We start from the raw sequence: 17585 nt of genomic DNA, 5'->3' as shown, positions 1-17585 counted from the left end.
TCCCGTCCGGCCTGCACTTCCGGACGCAACGAGATTGGTCAGAGTTTTGAAACTTGAACTCAAGGGGATCACCAAACGCTTCGGCTCCCTGCTCGCCAATGATCACATAGACGTGGTTGTTGAATCCGGACAGATCCACAGTCTGCTGGGCGAAAACGGGGCCGGAAAATCCACCCTGATGAATGTCCTGTACGGGCTGTACGAGCCCACCGACGGTGAAATCCTCATCGACGACACGCCAGTTAGCTTCCGCGGCCCCGGAGATGCCATGGCGGCCGGCATTGGCATGGTGCACCAGCATTTCATGCTGGTGCCAGTGTTCACGGTGGCTGAAAACGTAGCGCTCGGCGCCGAGTCCACCAAAGCGGGCGGGCTCCTGAACCTTGACGACACGCGCCGCAAGATCCGGGAGATCTCGGACCGTTACGGATTCGACGTCGACCCCGACGCCCTCGTGGAGGACCTCCCGGTGGGCGTCCAGCAGCGCGTGGAAATCATCAAGGCCCTCGTGCGCAACGCCAGAGTACTGATCCTGGATGAGCCCACGGCGGTGCTGACGCCCCAGGAGACCGACGAACTGCTGGACATCATGCGCCAGCTCAAGGAGAGCGGCACGTCCATCGTCTTCATTTCCCATAAGCTCCGCGAGGTCAAAGCCATTTCGGACATCATCACGGTGATACGCCGCGGCAAGGTGGTGGGCACCGCCGAGCCCGGCACCGCCACCACGGAGCTGGCTTCGATGATGGTGGGCCGTGCGGTGAGCCTCACCCTGGACAAGGCGCCGGCCAAGCCGCAGGAAACCACGTTCGAGGTCAAGGACCTGACCGTCATCGCGCCGAACGGCCACCACACCGTTGACGGCATCAGCTTCAGCATCGCCCGGGGCGAGATCCTCGCCGTCGCCGGCGTCCAGGGCAACGGCCAGACCGAACTCACGGAGGCGATCCTGGGCCTGCAGGAGCGGGTCCATGGCTCCATCCTGCTCGACGGAAAGGAACTCCTCGGCCGCAGCGTCAAGGAAGTGCTGCACGCCGGCGTCGGCTTTGTCCCGGAAGACCGCAAGGTGGACGGCCTGGTGGGAACCTTCTCCGTAGCCGAAAACCTGGTGCTCGACCTCTACGACAAGGCTCCCTTCGCCAAGGGCATCAGCATGAGCCCGGCCAAAGTCTTGGAGAACGCCAACTCGAGAATCGGCGAATTCGACGTCCGCGCGCCCTCGGCGGCCGCGGCGGCCGGAACGCTTTCTGGCGGCAACCAGCAGAAAGTGGTGATGGCCCGGGAGCTCTCGCGGCCGCTGCGGCTGTTCATTGCCTCGCAGCCCACCCGCGGTGTCGACGTCGGCTCCATCGAGTTCCTGCACCGCCGCATCGTGGCGGAACGGGACGCGGGTACCCCGGTGATGATCGTCTCCACGGAACTGGACGAGGTGATGGAACTCGCCGACCGCATCGCCGTGCTCTACAAGGGCAAACTCGTGGGCATCGTGCCCGCCGGAACGGGCCGCGACGTCCTGGGCCTCATGATGGCAGGGCTTTCACCCGACGAGGCCCACGCTGATGCCACCCATCACCCCGCCGCCCCGCAGAGCAGGCAGGAACCGCGCAGCGGGCAGGAACCGCACAGCAGGCAGGAACCGCGCAGCGGGCAGGAACCGGCGTCCCCCTCCCACGCCGAAGGAGGCGACCTTGACTGACCAGAACCAGCCGCAAGACCCTGGCGGCAACCCCGCAGGCCCCGGTGCCGACAAACACCCCGGCAAGCACCCCGACCAGCACCACCTGCCGAAGCCCGCTGACGAGGAAACCGCAGCAGTGGTGTCGCTGGACACGGCCGGCGGAGCCATGGAACCCTCGGCGGTGCCGGCAACGGCCCAGAGCGGCAAGATTCCGGGTGGCCCGGAAACCCTGGCGCGCAGGATCTTCACTGGAAGTGGCATGGTGTCCCTCCTTGCCGTGCTGCTCGCGTTGATTCTCGGCGGACTATTGATCGCGTTCACGGACAAGCAGGTGGGTACCACGGCCACATACCTGCTGGCCCGCCCCACCGACTTCCTGTCCGCGGTCTGGAATGCGGCCACCCGGTCCTACGTGGCGCTGTTCCAAGGCTCCGTGTTCAACCCCCGCGGTGCGGGAATCGGCGGGCAGTTCGCCCCGCTGCTGGAAACGCTCACCATCGCCACGCCGCTGATCACCGCCGGCCTCGGTGTTGCCCTGGCCTTCCGGGCCGGACTGTTCAACATCGGCGCCCAGGGCCAGATCATCATGGCCGGCATTCTTGCAGCGTGGGCGGGGTTCGCCCTGCATCTCCCCGTGGGCCTGCACCTTCTGCTGGTCCTCGTGGCCGGAATCATCGGCGGGGCCTTCTGGGGCGGCCTGGTGGGGTACCTTAAGGCCCGGACCGGAGCCCATGAGGTCATTCTCACCATCATGTTCAACTACATAGCCCTGTACCTGTTGAGGTATCTGCTCAACACGCCGGCGTTCCAGCGGCCGGGGGAGTCCAACCCGATTTCCCCGATCCTGGACCCCAGCGCGGTGTACCCGCAGATTCTCGGCAGCCAGTACCGGCTCCACCTCGGCTTCCTGCTGGCCATCGCCACCACGGTTTTCGTGTGGTGGCTCCTCAACCGTTCCACTGTGGGATTTGAGTTCCGTGCTGTCGGGGCCAACCCGAAGGCGGCACAGACCGCAGGTATCAACGTGTCCCGCTCGACGGTCCTGGCCATGGCCATCGCCGGCGGCCTCGCCGGCCTGTCCGGCGTGGCGCAGGTTGCCGGTACGGAGAAGGTCCTCACGGACGGCGTCGCGGCCACCTACGGTTTTGACGCCATCACCGTGGCACTGCTGGGACGTTCGACGCCGTGGGGAACCTTTGCGGCCGGCCTGCTGTTCGGCGCCTTCCGCGCCGGAGCCGTGCAGATGCAGATCCAGACCGGAACCCCGATCGACATCGTGCTCGTGGTCCAGTCGCTGATTGTGCTGTTCATAGCGGCTCCGCCGCTGGTGCGGGCGGTCTTCGGGCTGAATCCGCGGCGCAAGAAGCAGCCAACCGCAGCGAAGTCCAAGGCGGCAACCACCGGAGGTGCAGCATGAGCACAACAGCAACGTCGCCCCGGCCGGGAAAAGGGGAGCCGGGAACCTCTCAGCCCGCTGACGGGCGCCAATCGGCAAGGTCGGCGAAGCCGGTCACCTGGAAGACCCCCGTCCTGCTGACCATGTTCGGGGTCCTGGCCCTGATCTTCTTCGGCCTCATGGGACCCAACCAGACCGCGCGTTTCGGTCTCTCCTCCAGCGGGGACTTCTTCCAGCTCCCGGCCCTGGAGGTCCCGGGGTTCATGGGCGGCATCGTCCTGTCGGTCCTGATGCTGGGCCTGGCGGCGTACGCCGTGTACCTCAAGACCAGGGACCAGGCCGCGCCCCGCTGGTTGCCCGTCGCGTTCATCGTGCTCTTCGTGGCCGCCTTCCTCATCTGGGTTGTTGGCGGTGCCCGCACGCCGAGCATCTCCCTCGCCGGCCTGATCGCCGGTTCGGTGACACTGGCGGTGCCGCTCGTGTTCGGCTCGCTCTCGGGCGTGCTGTGCGAACGGGTGGGTGTTATCAACATCGCCATCGAGGGCCAGCTGCTGGGAGGCGCCTTTACGGCGGCCATGGTGGCCACGATGACCGGGAATCCCTTCATCGGGCTGCTGGCGGCTGCGGTGGCGGGCGCCGTCGTCTCCATGGTCCTGGCGCTGTTCAGCATCAAATACCTTGTCAACCAGATCATTGTGGGCGTGGTCCTGAACGTGCTGGTCTCGGGCCTGACAGGCTTCCTGTTCAGCACCGTGATGCAGGCCGACAAGGCAGCGTTCAATTCCCCGGGGAGGCTGCCCATCATCGACATCCCCGTGCTGTCCAGCATCCCGGTGCTCGGGCCCATCCTGTTCAAACAGTCCTTGGTCGGCTACCTCATGTACATCGCGGTAATCGTGGTGTGGATCGGGCTGTACAAGACCAGGTGGGGCCTGCGGGTCCGCGCAGTCGGTGAGCACCCGCAGGCCGCGGACACGATGGGCATCAAGGTGAACGCCACACGCTTCTGGAATGTCACGCTTGGCGGCGCCGTTGCCGGGATCGGCGGCTCATTCTTCACGCTGGTGGCGATCGACAGTTTCACCAAGGAGATCTCCGGCGGGCGCGGCTTCATCGCACTTGCTGCCCTGATCTTCGGGCGCTGGAACCCCATCGGTGCGTTCTTCGCCGCGCTGCTGTTCGGTTTCGCGGACAACCTGCAAAGCATCGTGACCATCATCGGAACCCCGGTGCCCAGCCAGTTCATGGCCATGCTGCCTTATCTGGTGACGGTCCTGGCGGTGGCGGGCCTCGTCGGCAGGTCGCGTCCCCCGGCCGCCAGCGGCATTCCGTACGTCAAGGGCTGACGGCCATGGAAGAAATTCCGGCGCCGCCGCGAGCTGTGGCCGGCCAATCCGACGTCGACTGGCCGGCCCTGGAGGCGGCCGCCGTCAGTGCCATGAAGAACGCCTACGCCCCCTACTCGAAGTTCCCGGTGGGGGCGGCTGCGCTCACCGCGGACGGACGAATCGTGAGTGGCTGTAACGTGGAGAACGCCAGCTACGGCCTGACGCTGTGCGCGGAGTGCGCGCTGGTGGGCAATCTCCGGATGACAGGCGGCGGACTCCTGCGGGCGTTCTATTGCGTCGACGGCGGCGGCAACGTACTCATGCCGTGCGGGCGCTGCCGCCAACTGCTGTACGAATTCCGGGCACCCGGCATGGAACTCATGACCACGCACGGAATCAAAACCATGGACCAGGTGCTGCCTGACGCATTTGGCCCCCAACACCTGGAGGAAACCCGGTGACCCAGAAGAGCGAGCCGTTCGACGCCGTCGACGTCATTCGAACTAAACGTGACAAGGGTGTCCTGAGCCCCGAACAGATCGACTGGACCATCGACGCCTACACGCGGGGTGTCATCGCCGACGAGCAGATGGCCGCGCTGAACATGGCCATCCTGCTCAACGGCATGGACCGGTCCGAGATTTCCCGCTGGACCGCCGCCATGATCGCCTCGGGTGAGCGGATGGACTTCTCCAGCCTCCGGCGCCCCGACGGCGGGGTGAAGGCCACGAGCGACAAACACTCCACCGGCGGTGTGGGGGACAAGATCACCCTTCCGTTGGCGCCCCTCGTGGCGGTGTTCGGAGTGGCCGTGCCCCAGCTCTCCGGCCGCGGGCTCGGGCACACGGGCGGAACGCTGGACAAGCTGGAGTCAATCCCGGGCTGGCGCGCCGCATTGAGCAACGAGGAAATGCTGGCACAGCTCCAGGACGTCGGCGCAGTCATTTGCGCCGCCGGAGCGGGCCTGGCCCCCGCCGACAAGAAGCTGTATGCACTCCGGGACGTCACCGGAACCGTTGAAGCCATCCCGCTGATCGCCTCGTCCATCATGAGCAAGAAGATCGCCGAAGGCACGGGCTCCCTGGTGCTCGACGTCAAGGTGGGCAGTGGCGCCTTCATGAAGGACGAGGCCCGCGCCCGCGACCTGGCAGAGACGATGGTGGCCCTGGGCAAGGACGCGGGGGTGAACACGGTTGCCCTCCTGACCAACATGAACACCCCCCTTGGCCTGACCGCGGGCAACGCCATCGAGGTGGAGGAGTCTGTGGAGGTGCTGGCCGGCGGCGGCCCGGAAGACGTCGTCGAACTGACCGTCCGGCTGGCGGAGGAGATGCTGGCGTGTGCCGGGGTCAACGGCGCCGACCCTGCCGCGGCGCTCAAGGATGGCCGCGCAATGGACGTCTGGAACCGGATGATTGCAGCCCAGGGCGGGGACCCGAGGGCGAAGCTGCCCGTGGCGAAGGAGTCGGAGACCATCTACGCCCCGGCGGACGGTGTCCTCGTGGAGCTGGACGCTTTGGCTGTGGGCGTTGCGGCCTGGCGCCTCGGGGCGGGCCGTGCACGGAAGGAGGACACGGTGCAGGCAGGCGCAGGCGTCCGTGTGCATGCGAAGCCGGGGGCGGTTGTGCGGGCGGGGGAGCCGCTCATGACCCTGCTGACGGACACCCCGGACAAGTTTGCCCGCGCCAAAGAATCACTCGAGGAAGCATTCACGATTGCTCCGGAGGGGTCGCGTCCGGCACAGCAGCTCATCATCGACCGCATCGCGTAGCGCCGTGCAGGCCATCAACGACTTCATCCTCGCGGCCGCGGGGCAGCCCTGGGTCCTGTTCATTGTCCTGGCTTGCTGCTTCATTGACGGATTCTTCCCGCCCATCCCGAGCGAATCCGTGGTGGTCGGGCTGGCCGCCGTCGCGGCGACGGCGGATGTCCCCAATCCATGGCTCCTTATGGCGATCGCGGCGCTGGGCGCCTTCACCGGGGACAACACCGCGTACCTCATCGGCCGGGGCGTGGGCATCCAGCGCTGGCGCTGGATGCGGGGACCGCGCATGCAGCGGGCATTCCGGTGGGCCGGGCGCGAACTCCGGAAGCGGCCCGCGTCGCTGATCCTCGTGGCGCGGTTCGTTCCGATCGGCCGCGTGGCGGTCAACCTGACAGCCGGGGCCACGCACTACTCCCGCGCCCGCTTCGTCGGACTGACGCTGCTGTCCGCGTCACTGTGGGCCAGCTACTCGGTGGCCATCGGGTTGTTTTTCGGCCAGTGGTTCGAGGAAAACCACCTGCTCGGGGCCGCAATCGCGATTGTCTGCGCGATCGTGCTGGGCATCATCGTGGACATCGTTATCACCAAGCTGCGCGGAAGAATTCCCGAGCCATTAGCGGAAGAGTGATTTTCCTGAAAGGGGCATAGCGGATATTCTCCCGCCATGCGACACTGAAGAGCGATTTACGTCACTCTCAGTTCTTGTCATTGTCGAGGAGCAACACCCGCGTGGAGTTTATAAATGAGGCCGTGCTCCATGCAGCGGGTCAATGGTGGATTTATCCCATTCTGCTTTTGTTTTTCTTCGTTGACGGCTTCGCCATGGTCGTGCCCAGCGAGACGCTCATCGTCGCTTTGGCGGCCTTCTCCCGGCACAGCGGAGAGCCCAATCTCTGGATCCTGGGGCTGACTGCACTTGCGGGTGCGATGGCCGGCGACAACATGGCGTACCTTCTTGGCCGGAAGATCGGTCTGAACCGCTGGAAATGGATGCGCCGCCCGAAGGTCCAGAAGGCCTTTGCCTGGGCACGCTATGAACTGGAGAAACGCGGGGCGGTGCTGATTTTCACGGCACGCTACATCCCATGGGGTCGCGTGGCGGTCAATTACGTCGCCGGAACCACGGGCTTCCCGCGCCGCAGGTTCTTCCTGCTGGACGCGTTCGCGTGTGTGACGTGGGTGGGATATTCGATCGGCATCGGTATTGTGGCCAGCTCATTTCCATTGCTGCACCACAACCCGCTGCTCGGAGCCGGCATCGCGGTGGTCTTCGCCGTCATCCTGGGAATAGTCATTGACCACCTGCTGCGCTGGTGGCATAAGCGGCTCGGACGCAACGACGTTGTCCCGGAGCCGCAGGGCGCCGACGCCGATCGCCTCACCGCCGCGCTGCCTGTTGCCCTTACCGCGGATGCGGAGCCGGGCCGCTGACGCTGGCCATTGACGCAGGTCGCTGACTCCGGCCCAAATACGGCCGGGCCGTTGGCGTTGCACGCCGTCCAACCCTACAGTTGGCATGTGACTGAGCCAATCGTTGACGCCGCCCCTGCCCTTGACTTCGACCTGAAGAGCCTTCCCAAGGTATCCCTTCACGACCATCTGGACGGGGGCCTGCGCCCCGCCACCATCATTGAGCTGGCGGAGGCTGCTGGCCACACCCTTCCCTCAACGGACCCTGCCGCACTGGGGGAGTGGTTCCGGGAGTCCGCGAACTCCGGCTCCCTCGTGCGCTACCTCGAGACCTTCGACCACACGGTCGCCGTGATGCAGACGAAGGAAGGCCTGTTCCGTGTGGCCAAGGAGTTCGTCGAAGACCTCGCCGATGACGGCGTGGTCTACGGAGAGGTCCGCTGGGCACCGGAACAGCACCTCCAGCAGGGCCTGACCCTGGATGAAGCGGTGGAGGCCGTCCAGGAAGGCCTCGAAGCGGGCGTGGACGCCGTGTCCGAGAGCGGCCGCGAAATCCAGGTGGGCCAGCTCATCACCGCCATGCGCCACGCCGACCGTGGCCGCGAGATTGCGGAACTCGCCGTCCGCCACCGCGACAAGGGCGCCGTCGGCTTTGACATCGCCGGCGCCGAAGACGGCTTCCTGCCGTCGCGCTTCCGCGATGCCTTCACCTACCTGGCTGAAAACAACTTCCCCGCGACCGTCCATGCGGGAGAGGCCGCCGGCCTGGACAGCATCCAGTCGGCCCTGGTGGACGGCCGCGCCCTGCGCCTGGGCCACGGCGTCCGCATCGCCGAGGACATCATGGTGGAATTCGACGAGACCGACGACACCGGTGAAGACGATGACAACATCGGGCTGGTAACCCTCGGCAACCTCTCCAGCTGGGTCCGGGACCGCGGCATCCCGCTCGAAATCTGCCCCTCCTCCAACCTGCAGACCGGTGCTGTGGCCGGGTTCGGCGAAGGCATCGAGAGCCACCCGCTGGACATGCTCTACCAGCTGGGCTTCAACGTGACCATCAACACGGACAACCGCCTCATGAGCGGAGTGACCCTCACGGACGAGTTCGAGCTCCTGGTGGAAACCTTCGACTACGACCTCGATGACCTGCTGGAACTCACTCTCAACGCAGCCGAGGCCTCCTTCCTCCCGCTCGAGGAAAGGGAAGCCCTGGTGGAGTACATCAACGACGCCTACGCGAACCTTGGCTAAGGACTCGCCCGACGGGGTGGGGGAGCTGCTGCGGGTGGTCGCCGCTCTGCGTGAGCACTGTCCCTGGATGGGCGCCCTCACCCACGCCTCGCTCGTGGAGTACCTCCTCGAGGAGGCCTACGAGGTCGCCGAGACGATCGAGACAGGTGCAGACGAAGCGGAACTGAAAGGCGAACTGGGGGACGTGCTGCTCCAGGTCGTGCTGCACTCCCGGCTGGCCGAAGAGCGCGGCACCTTCGCGTTCACCGACGTCGTCAGGGGCATCACCGCCAAGATGATCCGCCGCAACCCCCACGTGTTCCGGCCGGACGGCTCCCTGCAGGACACGTTCCCGGCCACCGTCGAGGAGATTGTGCTCAAGTGGGACGCCGTCAAGAAGGCCGAAAAGCCCGATCGGGCCAACCACTTTGAGGGCATCCCTGAAGCCCTGCCTGCCCTTGCCCGGGCGCAGAAGACCCTGGACCGGGCCGACCGGGCAGGGCTGGCCCACGCTGCGCACCACAAGGCCCCGGTTGGGCCGGCCCGTCCGCCGGTTGAGCTTGCCGGAACCTTCACCACCGAAGCGGAGCTCGGCGAGCTCCTTCTCGCCCTCGTGGGGGTTGCGCACCGTAAGGGTTTCGACGCCGAACGGGCGCTCCGGGGCGCCGTCCGCCAGTACCAGAACCAGATTCCGCCGGGATCATGACGTCCGTGTGCTGGATAGGTTTCCGTAACGTTCACCACTCTCGACTACGCTAGTCCCTGACGAGGACGTCGAGTCTTTCCGCTAGTTTCCCAGTAAATCGCTTCACCATAAGGAGCATATTCATGGCGCTTATCGATGCCATCCACGCCCGCGAGATCCTCGATTCCCGTGGCAACCCGACCGTAGAAGTTGAAGTTCTGCTGTCCGACGGCCAGATCGGCCGTGCGGCAGTTCCCTCCGGTGCTTCCACCGGCGAACACGAGGCCGTCGAACTCCGCGACGGAGACAAGGGACGCTACCTCGGCAAGGGTGTCCAGAAGGCCGTTGACGCCGTCATCGACCAGATCGCTCCGGCCCTGACCGGCTTCGACGCCACGGACCAGCGCAGCATCGACCAGGCCATGATCGACCTGGACGGCACCGCCAACAAGGCCAAGCTCGGCGCAAACGCCATCCTGGGTGTTTCCCTGGCCGTCGCCAACGCAGCCGCGGCCTCCGCTGACCTGCCGCTGTACAAGTACCTGGGCGGCCCGAACGCCCACGTCCTGCCTGTACCGCTCATGAACATCCTCAACGGCGGCTCGCACGCAGACTCCGACGTCGACATCCAGGAATTCATGATCGCCCCGATCGGTGCCGAGACCTTCTCCGAGGGCCTGCGCTGGGGCGTTGAAGTCTACCACAACCTCAAGTCGGTACTGCAGGCCAAGGGCCTCTCCACGGGCCTTGGCGATGAGGGTGGCTTCGCCCCGAACCTGCCGTCCAACCGCGCTGCACTGGACCTCATCCAGGAAGCCATCACCAACGCCGGCTACACCCCGGGCAAGGACATCGCCCTGGCTCTGGACGTCGCCTCCTCCGAGTTCTACAAGGATGGCGCCTACCAGTTCGAAGGCAAGGCCCTTAGCGCCGCCGAGATGAGCGCCTACTACGCCGAGCTCGTTGCCGATTACCCGCTGGTGTCCATCGAGGACCCGCTGGACGAGAACGACTGGGAGGGCTGGAAGATCCTCACCGACACCATCGGTGACAAGGTCCAGCTAGTGGGCGACGACCTGTTCGTCACCAACCCCGAGCGCCTGCAGCAGGGCATCGACGCCGCCACGGCCAACTCCCTGCTGGTCAAGGTCAACCAGATCGGCTCGCTGACCGAAACCCTGGACGCCGTGTCCCTGGCACAGCGCTCCGGCTACACCACCATCACCTCGCACCGCTCCGGCGAGACCGAGGACACCACCATCGCCGACATTTCCGTCGCGACCAACGCCGGCCAGATCAAGACCGGTGCCCCGGCCCGCTCCGAGCGCGTTGCCAAGTACAACCAGCTGCTGCGCATTGAAGAGGAACTCGACGACGCCGCACGCTACGCCGGCCGCAGCGCCTTCCCGCGTTTCAAGGGCTAATAGCCGGAATAACAACTGACCGGTGGCTATGGTGGAAAGACCGTAGCCACCGGTTTTGTTTAAGGCCGCACGGTTTTAAGGGAGCTCGCTTTTAGGGGAGCCCGCATTTGAAAGCATGGTGGCGCGGCCCATAATGCAGCTCAAATAGAATCCAGCCCAACCAGTGTCGAGCCGTCCAGCGCCTCAGGCCAGCGTCCCGCGTTTACAGGAGTGTCATGGCTACCCGCCGTCCCAAAGTTCCCCGGGTGACCCCAGCCACCCGGCAGCCCGAGACAGATGCCGCAGGGGGGGATGTCATCCAGGCGGACTTCGGCGGCCACCGGCCGGTCGGGGCGGCCAGGGATGCGGGCACGGGGAACACCGCGGCCGGGGAAAAGGGTGCGGCCGGCACGGCAGCCGCGGGTAAGGCAGCAACGGCGGGCAGCGCAGCTACCGTGGGGAAGGCAGCGGCGTCCGGCAGCGGCTCCGCGAAGGAACCAGGGAAGAACGGCAGCAAGTCCGCGGCGTCGGCTGATTCGGGAGCCGATGAAAACCTCGACCCCATCCCCGCCAAAGCATTTTCGGGACGCATGCTGGCACTGGCCGTCGTCATGATTGCCATCACCATCATGCTGGCTCCCACGGTGAAGATCTTCATTGACAAGCGGGCCGAAATCGCCGCCCTCGAAGCAGACATCGCCGCCAGCAAGGCAGACCAGGACGACCTCAAGAGGCAGGTCTCACGCTGGCAGGATCCGAACTACGTCAAGCAGCAGGCCCGCGACCGCATTAACATGGTTATGCCGGGTGAGACCGGCTACTGGGTGTTCGGAAGTGACCTGCCGGCCGGCGAGTCAGCCGGCCCGCCCGGTGCAGCAGCAAAAGACCCCGCCAACCTGCCGTGGGTGGATTCCCTGTGGGAATCCATCCGGCGTTCGGCAACAGACTAAGCGGCGCCCGCCGCAGGACTGTCCCAGACACCTTTGGAACAGCCACATCCGGGCAGGAAGGACGGCCGCGCCAGTGGACGACAACACGGCACCTGCGCCGGAGGAATCCCGACGCCCGTCGGCACGCGACCTGGAGGTGCTGAGCCGCCAGCTGGGCCGGCCGGTCCGTGACGTCGTGGAGATCCCGGCGCGCTGCGTGTGCGGCAACCCCCTCGTGGCGGCCACGGCTCCGCGGCTGAGCAACGGGACGCCGTTCCCCACCACGTTCTACCTGACGCATCCGGTAATCACCTCCGCCGTGTCACGGCTTGAGGCAGCCGGTCTCATGAATGAGATGAACGACCGCCTCGCCGCGGACGAACCGCTGGCGGCGGCGTACCGTTCCGCCCATGAGGCATACCTGCTGGCCCGCGCCGAGATAGGGGGCCGGTCCGGCATCGGCGAAGTCCCCGAAATCGACGGCGTCTCCGCCGGTGGGATGCCAGCCCGGGTCAAGTGCCTTCATGTGCTCGTGGGGCACTCGCTCGCTGCCGGCCACGGCGTGAATCCTCTCGGCGACGAAGCCATTGCGGCCATCGGCGAGTGGTGGACCGCCGACCGCTGCTACTGCGACGGCGCGTGGGACACCGAGGGCGAAGCTCCGTCCAGGGATCTTAGCCGGCACGGGCCGCAGGGCCTGCCGGCCATCGTGGGGCGGCCGGCTCCGGTGCGGAAGTCCAGGAAGGAGACCAGCGAATGACCAGGGTTGCAGCCATTGACTGCGGAACCAATTCCATCCGCCTGCTGATCGCCGACATCGACCGCGGCAACGGCCCGACAAAACTCACCGACATCGTGCGGGAAATGCGCGTTGTGCGGCTGGGCCAGGGTGTGGACGCCACGGGCGAGCTGGCTCCCGAAGCCCTGGAGCGTACCTTCGCGGCCGCCGCGGACTACGCCGAGACGATCCGCGAGTACCGGGCTGAGAAAGTCCGCTTCGTGGCAACGTCCGCCACCCGTGATGCCCGCAACCGCCAGGTCTTCGTGGGCGGCATCCGCGGCCTCCTCGGCGTGGAGCCGGAAGTGATTTCAGGCGACGAGGAAGCGGCACTGTCATTCGCCGGGGCCAGCAGCGTGCTGCCGATGTCCGGTGCTGACCGCGTACTCGTGGTGGACCTGGGCGGCGGGAGCACGGAATTCGTCCTGGGGGACCAGAACGGCGTGATCGCCGCGAAGTCAGTGGACATCGGCTGCGTCCGGCTGACCGAACGCCACCTCACAAGCGATCCCCCCACCGCTGAACAGATCGCCGCCGCGGAGGCTGACGTCGACGCCGCGATCGCCGAAGCGGGACTGTCCGTTCCGCTGGAACGCAGCACCGCCGTCGTCGGCGTTGCCGGCTCCGTTACCACGATCACGGCGCATGCGCTGCAGCTGCCGGAGTACCTGCCGGCCGCCATCCACGGCGCCGAGCTGTCCATTGGAGCCATCGAGGAGGCAGCCAGCAGCCTGCTCGGCATGACCCGGGCGCAGCGGGCAGCGCTGCCCTACATGCACCCCGGCCGCGTCGATGTAATCGGCGCCGGTGCCCTGGTCTGGCGGCGCATCCTCACCAGGATGCGCGAGCTTACCGCAGGAGAGGTCATTACGGCCACCGCCAGCGAACACGATATTCTTGACGGAATTGCCCTGAGTGTCAGCTAACGAGGCACCAGCCCACCGAGTATTGGATCGTGAATGACCAGAGCAACAGCCCGGTTCCGCCGGACGGTCTCGGCTCTGCTGTCGGCGGCGCTGGCCGGCGGCGTCGCTGCAGCAGCAATAGCAACAGCCCCCGCAGCGCAGGCCGACACCTGGCGAGACAAGGAATACTGGCTCAAGGAAGCCGGCATCACTAAGGCCTGGGAGATCTCCAAAGGCGCCGACGTGAAGGTCGCTGTCATCGACAGCGGCGTGGACGGCAACCACCCGGACCTCAAGGGCGCCATTGCCGGCGGCCATGACGTCTCGGGGGCGGGAACACCGGACGGGCAGAAAAGCATCGGCGCCAAGCCCGAGCACGGCACGCTGGTGGCCACCATGCTGGCGGGACGGGGCCACGAGGCGCCGCCCAAGAAGTCCACGGCCAGCGCCAAGCCGTCGCCGATACCGTCAGCTTCGAAGACCAGGTCCGACGGCATCATCGGCGTTGCCCCCGAAGCCGAGATCCTGGCGGTCTCCACATGGCTGGGCTCCGAGAATCCCGGCGGCAAGACCGACCAGGACCAGATTCCCGAGGCTGTCCGCTGGGCGGTGGACAACGGGGCCAAAGTGATCAACATCTCCTTGGGCAGCACGTCCCCGGAGTGGCCACAGACCTGGGACGCGGCATTCCTGTACGCAGAGCAAAAAGACGTGGTGATCGTGGCCGCGGCCGGCAACCGGCTCGGCGGCAACGTCCAGGTGGGTGCACCCGCCACCATCCCCGGTGTGCTCACCGTGGCCGGACTGGACCTCAAAGGGCAGGCCAGCGTTGACTCCTCATCGCAGGGCATCAGCATCGGGGTGGCAGCGCCGGCTGAAAAGCTCGCTGGCGGGCTTCCCGGCGGAAGCTACGCGGAATGGGCCGGCACGTCGGGCGCCACACCGATCGTCTCCGGCGTGGCAGCCCTCATCCGCTCCAGGTGGCCGGAGATGAGCGCCGAGCAGGTTATCAACCGGATCGTTTCCACGGCCAAGGACGCCGGGGCACCCGGTAAGGATCCGCTGTACGGTTTCGGCGTGCTGGACGCCGAGGCCGCGCTGAAGGACGATGTCGCGGAGACCAAGATCAACCCGCTCGGGTCGATCTCGGACTGGATCCGTGTCCACCGCCGCGGCAACTTCGCTACCCCCACGCCCCCGGCGGCTGCGCCTGCCGAGTCTGCGGCGGCACAGCCCACCCTGCCCCGGGCCACGGTACCGGTCGCGGAGCCGCCGTCGCAGCTGGACAGCGCGCTTCCTGCCGCCGTCGTCATCGGTTTTGGTGGCCTCTTCATTGCCATCATCGCGGCCGGCGCCATACAGCTGGGCCGCGCGTACCGGGCGTCCGGCGACAGCGCCGAGGACCCCGAAACCGGGGTGCTGAACAAGGTGGATTCCGGCGGCCCGGGCAGTTAGTGAAGATTTTCACAAACTACTGTATTCTGGATTCATGGCAACCACCCCTCAGCTCCAGGACCGTCCCCGGGTACTCGTCGTCGGCGGCGGGTACGTCGGCCTGTACGTAGCACTCAAACTGCAGAAGAAGATCGCGAACGCCGGTGGCATCGTCACCGTCGTCGATCCGCTGCCTTACATGACCTACCAGCCTTTCCTGCCCGAAGTTGCCGGCGGCAACATCGAGGCGCGCCATGCCGTGGTCTCCCACCGCCAGCACCTCAAGCAGACCGAGCTCATCCAGGGCCGCGTCACGTCGATCGACCACGCCAACCGCACGGCCGTGGTTGCCCCGGCCGACGGCGGCGAAAACTTCGAGGTGCCCTACTTCGACGTCGTGGTGGCCGCAGGTGCCATCACCCGCACGTTCCCCATCAAGGGCCTGGCGGACAAGGGGATCGGCCTGAAGACCATCGAGGAGGCCGTTGCGCTGCGCAACAAGGTCCTCGAACGCATCGAACTCGGGTCCACCATGACGGACCCCGTTGCCCGCGCCCGCGCCCTGACCTTCGTGGTTGTCGGCGGCGGCTTCGCCGGCATCGAGTGCATCACCGAAATGGAAGACCTCGCCCGCGCGGCCGTCAAGAACAACCCCCGCGTCAAGCAGGAGGAAGTCCGCTTCGTCCTCGTCGAGGCCATGGGCCGCATCATGCCCGAGGTCACCGAGAAGCAGGCAGTCTGGGTAGTGGAGCACCTCCGCAGCCGCGGCATTGAGGTGCTGCTGAACACCTCCCTTGAAAGCGCCGAGGGCTCGCTCAAGCTCATCAATCTGCCGGACAAGTCCCTGGCCCAGGAATTCGAGTCGGACACGCTGGTGTGGACTGCCGGCGTGCAGGCAAACCCGATGATCCGCTCCACCGACTTCCCGCTCGAGCCTCGCGGTCGTGTCCGCGTCCTTCCCGACCTGCGCATCGCCGGCGACGAAGGCATCATCGAGAACGCCTGGGCAGCCGGCGACATCGCCGCCGTGCCCGACCTCACCGGTGGCGGCCTTCCGGACGGCACCTGCGTCCCCAACGCTCAGCACGCGCTGCGCCAGGCCAAGCGCCTTGCCAAGAACCTGTGGGCTTCCCGCTGGGAAAAGCCGCTGACCGACTACAAGCACAAGAACCTTGGTGCAGTGGCTGGCTTCGGCGAGTGGAAGGGTGTTGCCAACATCAACCTCCTGGGCCGCATCGGACTCAAGGGCGGCCTCGCGTGGCTGGCACACCGCGGCTACCACGGCATGGCCATCCCCACCGTTGAGCGCAAGATCCGCGTGATCTTCGGGTGGATCCTGAGCTTCTTCATGGGCCGCGACACCACGCAGCTGGAAGACCTCGACAACCCCCGCGGCGCCTTCGTTGCGGCTGCCACACCGGCGCCCAAGCCGGCTGCCGCTCCGGTTGCACCGCCGGAAGCGAAGCCCGCCGTCGCCGAAAAGAGTTCCAAGGATCCTGTTGCGGCGAAAGCCAAGTAAGAGCCAGTAAATAACGACGGCGGCCGTTCCCTTCCGGGAGCGGCCGCTTCGTTGTTTGGGCTGCTGTTGTCCGGCCTGGTTCCGCCCCGGGTGTCCCGGCTGCCTGTTGTCGGTATGTCTAGACTGGCTGCATGACCGGTGAAACGAATCTCCAGACGCTCCTGGCCACCATGCATCCGGTGCTCCGAAGCGGCGAGTACGTGTACGTGCTCTGGCCCCACGGAAAGCCCCTTGCCCCGGGAATTGAGGCCGCAGTGCGGGAGGCCGAAGGGCTGACGGCTGTGCTGCCCAGGGCGGAGGCGGATGCGCTGGGGCTGAAGTACGACTTTGTGGCCGGCTGGATCACGCTTGAGGTTCACTCGGAGCTGGAGGCCGTGGGCCTGACGGCAGCGGTGAGCAGGGCACTGACGGACGCCAGGATCAGCTGCAATGTGCTGGCGGGCTTCCATCATGACCACCTGCTGGTGCCGGTTGGTGATTCCGCCCGTGCCCTTGAGGTGCTGGCCGAGCTCTCTGCCGCGCACGCAGCCGATCAGGAACCAGCGCGTGAGGTGAAGCTGCGGAGCGAGAAACCGGAGGACCGGGAGGCGATCCTCCGATTGACGGCGGAGGCGTTTTCCGTGTCACCGGTTACCGGGCTGCCCGTGGATGGTGAACCCGTGGAGGTGGACCTCCTGCGTCGCCTCTTTGACTCCGACGAATACCTGCCGGAACTCAGTGTCGTCGCCGAAATCGACGGTGAAATCGTAGGCCACGCGATCAGCACGCGTGCTTGGGCGGACGGGCTTGAGCTGCTGGGTCTTGGACCCATAGGAGTCACTCCCAGGCTGCAGCGCCTCGGCATAGGCTCAGCACTGATGCGGGAAACGGTGATCCGGGCCAACGCGGCGGGGGAGCGGGGCATCGCGCTGCTGGGCAGCACGGACTACTATTCCCGCTTCGGCTTTGTTCCGGCGTCTTCGATGGGCATCGAGGCACCCGACAAGCTCTGGGGCGACGCCTTCCAGTTCCTGCCGCTCGCGCTGTGGCCAGGCGGCGTTCATGGGGCTTTCCGGTACGCAGAGCCCTTCTCTGCAATTGAAAGTACCGCCGAAGGCGGGAAGCGCTAGCGGAAAGCGATAG

The 17585-nt window shown here is 66.2% G+C and carries 16 protein-coding genes; all 16 read left to right on the top strand.

Going from position 1 to position 17585, the window contains the following annotated elements:
• The first annotated feature begins 46 nt into the window (after window positions 1–46).
• The gene (locus AC6CH3_RS01550; RefSeq protein ID WP_498130758.1) at window positions 47–1696 is read left to right on the top strand and encodes an ABC transporter ATP-binding protein; all 1650 of its coding nucleotides are present in this window, start codon (window positions 47–49) and stop codon (window positions 1694–1696) included.
• Window positions 1689–3095: an ABC transporter permease gene (locus AC6CH3_RS01545; RefSeq protein WP_498130757.1), complete on the top strand. Its 1407-nt coding sequence runs from the start codon at window positions 1689–1691 to the stop codon at window positions 3093–3095. Before AC6CH3_RS01550 ends, AC6CH3_RS01545 begins: the two co-directional genes overlap by 8 nt.
• Complete coding sequence (locus tag AC6CH3_RS01540; protein WP_498130756.1) at window positions 3092–4420, top strand: ABC transporter permease; 1329 nt, start codon at window positions 3092–3094, stop codon at window positions 4418–4420. The genes AC6CH3_RS01545 and AC6CH3_RS01540 overlap by 4 nt, the downstream gene beginning before the upstream one ends.
• A gap of 5 nt (window positions 4421–4425) precedes the next feature.
• Window positions 4426–4863 carry a cytidine deaminase gene (locus AC6CH3_RS01535; protein WP_498130755.1) on the top strand — a complete coding sequence of 146 codons (438 nt, stop codon included), beginning with the start codon at window positions 4426–4428 and terminating at the stop codon, window positions 4861–4863.
• The gene (locus tag AC6CH3_RS01530) at window positions 4860–6173 is read left to right on the top strand and encodes a thymidine phosphorylase (RefSeq protein WP_498130754.1); all 1314 of its coding nucleotides are present in this window, start codon (window positions 4860–4862) and stop codon (window positions 6171–6173) included. The genes AC6CH3_RS01535 and AC6CH3_RS01530 overlap by 4 nt, the downstream gene beginning before the upstream one ends.
• A 4-nt stretch (window positions 6174–6177) precedes the next feature.
• Window positions 6178–6795: a DedA family protein gene (locus AC6CH3_RS01525; RefSeq protein ID WP_498130753.1), complete on the top strand. Its 618-nt coding sequence runs from the start codon at window positions 6178–6180 to the stop codon at window positions 6793–6795.
• Between the two features lie 101 nt (window positions 6796–6896).
• Window positions 6897–7598: a DedA family protein gene (locus AC6CH3_RS01520; RefSeq protein WP_498130752.1), complete on the top strand. Its 702-nt coding sequence runs from the start codon at window positions 6897–6899 to the stop codon at window positions 7596–7598.
• An 87-nt stretch (window positions 7599–7685) separates the two neighbouring features.
• Window positions 7686–8831, top strand: coding sequence for an adenosine deaminase (locus AC6CH3_RS01515; protein WP_498130751.1), 1146 nt, complete (start codon window positions 7686–7688; stop codon window positions 8829–8831).
• A gap of 67 nt (window positions 8832–8898) precedes the next feature.
• Window positions 8899–9516, top strand: coding sequence for a MazG nucleotide pyrophosphohydrolase domain-containing protein (locus tag AC6CH3_RS01510; RefSeq protein ID WP_498130834.1), 618 nt, complete (start codon window positions 8899–8901; stop codon window positions 9514–9516).
• A 122-nt stretch (window positions 9517–9638) separates the two neighbouring features.
• Window positions 9639–10919, top strand: coding sequence for a phosphopyruvate hydratase (gene eno, locus AC6CH3_RS01505; protein WP_498130750.1), 1281 nt, complete (start codon window positions 9639–9641; stop codon window positions 10917–10919).
• Between the two features lie 215 nt (window positions 10920–11134).
• A complete protein-coding gene (locus tag AC6CH3_RS01500) occupies window positions 11135–11848 on the top strand; it encodes an FtsB family cell division protein (protein WP_498130749.1) in 714 nt (237 codons plus the stop codon).
• Window positions 11849–11921: 73 nt separating this feature from the next.
• Window positions 11922–12587 carry a DUF501 domain-containing protein gene (locus AC6CH3_RS01495; protein WP_498130748.1) on the top strand — a complete coding sequence of 222 codons (666 nt, stop codon included), beginning with the start codon at window positions 11922–11924 and terminating at the stop codon, window positions 12585–12587.
• Complete coding sequence (locus tag AC6CH3_RS01490) at window positions 12584–13531, top strand: Ppx/GppA phosphatase family protein (RefSeq protein WP_498130747.1); 948 nt, start codon at window positions 12584–12586, stop codon at window positions 13529–13531. Before AC6CH3_RS01495 ends, AC6CH3_RS01490 begins: the two co-directional genes overlap by 4 nt.
• 33 nt (window positions 13532–13564) lie before the next feature.
• Window positions 13565–14965: a S8 family serine peptidase gene (locus AC6CH3_RS01485; protein WP_498130746.1), complete on the top strand. Its 1401-nt coding sequence runs from the start codon at window positions 13565–13567 to the stop codon at window positions 14963–14965.
• Between the two features lie 34 nt (window positions 14966–14999).
• Entirely contained in the window at window positions 15000–16463 is a 1464-nt protein-coding gene (locus tag AC6CH3_RS01480) for an NAD(P)/FAD-dependent oxidoreductase (protein ID WP_498130745.1), read from the top strand.
• A 131-nt stretch (window positions 16464–16594) separates the two neighbouring features.
• Window positions 16595–17572, top strand: a complete 978-nt coding sequence (locus AC6CH3_RS01475; RefSeq protein ID WP_498130744.1) for an N-acetyltransferase — start codon at window positions 16595–16597, stop codon at window positions 17570–17572.
• Window positions 17573–17585 lie beyond the last annotated feature (13 nt).

It is taken from the genome of Arthrobacter sp. GQ119 (genome assembly GCF_059759125.1).
This window is presented reverse-complemented; position numbering and strand designations above follow the sequence as displayed.